Here is a 2,261-nt window from a genome sequence, read left to right on the forward strand (position 1 = left end):
ATCCAGATCCCGCGCATCGGCCAGGAAGTCGTCGTGAGCTTCATCGCGGGAGACGCGGACCTGCCGATCTGCATGGGAAGAGTCCACAACCAGGTGAATCTGCCGCCGTGGCAACTCCCCGGCCAGAGCGCATTGAGCGGGTTCAGGAGCCGGGAGCTGACCGAGGGCGGAGGCAACGGTGCGGCGGGCAGGTCGAACCACCTGATCCTGGATGACACGGCCGAAAAAATCCAGGCGCAGCTCAAGAGCGATCACCAATCCAGCAGCCTGAGCCTGGGGGCGATCACGCGCATCGAGGACAACGCGGGCAGAAAGGACCCCAGGGGTGAGGGCTTCGAGCTGCGCACTGACGCCCATGGCGTATTGAGAGCCCAGGACGGCATGCTCATCACGACCGAAGCCAGGGGCAACGCGGCGAACCATGCCAAGGACATGGGGGAGACGGTTCAGCGACTAAAAGCAGCGCAGGACCAGCACGACGCACTGGCCGAAGCAGCTCAAGTGCACAAGGCGCAAGAGCAAGGCACCGATCAAGACATCGTGCAGAAGGCCTTGAAGGCGCAGAACGACGCGATTCAAGGCAAGGAAGGACAGGACGAGGATGGCCGCTTTCCTGAACTGAACGAACCACACCTCGTGCTCGCCAGCCCCGCGGGCATCGAGGCCAGCACGCCCGGCAGCATTCATCTGCACACCGGAGAGCACACAGCCTTCACGAGCCAGGGGCACACCTCCATCGGCACCGCCAAGCGCTGGCTGGCCAGCGCAGCCGAGGGCATCCGCGCGTTCACGCACAAGAAGGGCGTCAAGCTCATCGCGAGCGAAGACCCGATCGAGATCCAGGCGCACAGCGACGAGGTGGTTCTTGTTGCGCACAAGGACGTCGTCATCAAGAGCGTGGAGGGCGAGCTACACATCACCGCCAAGAAGAAGGTCGTGATTATCGGCGGGGGCAGCTACTCGGAGTGGAGCGAGAGCGGCATCAAGCATGGCACTGCCGGCACCTGGCAGGAGCATGCGGCGCTGCATGCGCAGGTCGGGCCTATGAGCCTCGACGCGCTGTATCCGGTATTTCCCCAGGCAGGCTTTGCCGAGAAACAGAATCTGATCGAAGAGCACTTCGTGTTGATCGAGCACGCGGGTGGACTGCGCTTGCCAGAGCAAAAATACCGCATCACCTTCCAAGGCGGCAGAACCATCGAGGGCAAGTCCAACGACCAGGGCGAGACCGAGGTCGTACAGAGCATGGTGCGTCAAATCACGACCGTGGAGGTGCTGCGAAATTCAGAAGATGGAGTGCTGGCCAGCTACACGCCCTTTGTGCAAACGCCCGCGACACAGACCTACGAGCACGATGGTGGTGTGGTGGCCGAGCAGCGCACGCCAAAGAAGAAAATTGGGGGCAAGGACCACGAGGCCAATGAAGACAAGGCCACCAGCGAAGGCAAAGCACCGGTTCACACCAGTTGCGATCCGAACAACTGGGGGTTGCGAAAGAGCGAGCCGAAGGCCAAGGATGCGACGCGCTGGGAGTACCCAGTGATTGGCGCCTATGTGAAGGCCATCAAACCGGCGTTGATGGCGCTCAATTGGAAGGAAGCGACTTGGCCGTTGGGTGAAGAGGATTTCAAGAGCCTGCTTGGAACACTCAGGGCGAATATCGGGGGCGCACTCGCCACAACGTCGTTCGGCCTGCCAGAGGGGGCGATGCCGACATTTTTGATACCGAGAGACTCCGAGGCCATTGCGCTTGGCATGAAGCCCGACGACAAGGATCTCAAGGGGCAGATGCGCACCAACGACTGGTTGCTCGTGGCCTGCAAACGCGGAGTCACGTTCATGATCGATGCTGCAAAGAGCGGTGACTCCACAGAGTTGACGGAGTGCGTTCGAGAATTCGCTAGCACCCTGTACCACGAGGCACGCCATGCGCAGCAGTTCTTCTGGGTGGCAGCCATGGCGCAGCAGTTCCCCGATGACTACAAGAATCTGCCCAGCATGCGGGGATTCTGGAAGAGCGTGATGCCTTCCAGAATATTCGAATTGGCCGGCACAACCCCCGTGCCCAATGAGCCCAGCGCTCGCGCGGGACTACACCGCATGGTCATCGGCATGTACTACTGGCAACTGACCCGCATCGCGGCGCATGTCAAACGCGACCCTCCCACCGTGAACAAGCCCATCGCTGTTGATTTCCATCTAGAAGTGACCCAGTTGGCGGTGTGATTTCCATCTAAATCTGACCCACGTGATAACCCTAA

The 2,261-nt window shown here is 60.8% G+C and carries 1 protein-coding gene; it reads left to right on the top strand.

Translation table 11 applies throughout. The features are described from left to right. Positions 1 to 2,226, top strand: a 2,226-nt coding sequence (locus tag AC07Y4_RS32885; RefSeq protein ID WP_495275683.1) for a DUF2345 domain-containing protein, incomplete at its 5' end; no start/stop codon positions are given. Positions 2,227 to 2,261: the final 35 nt, after the last annotated feature.

Source organism: Variovorax sp. GW460-12-1-14-LB1, from assembly GCF_059423605.1.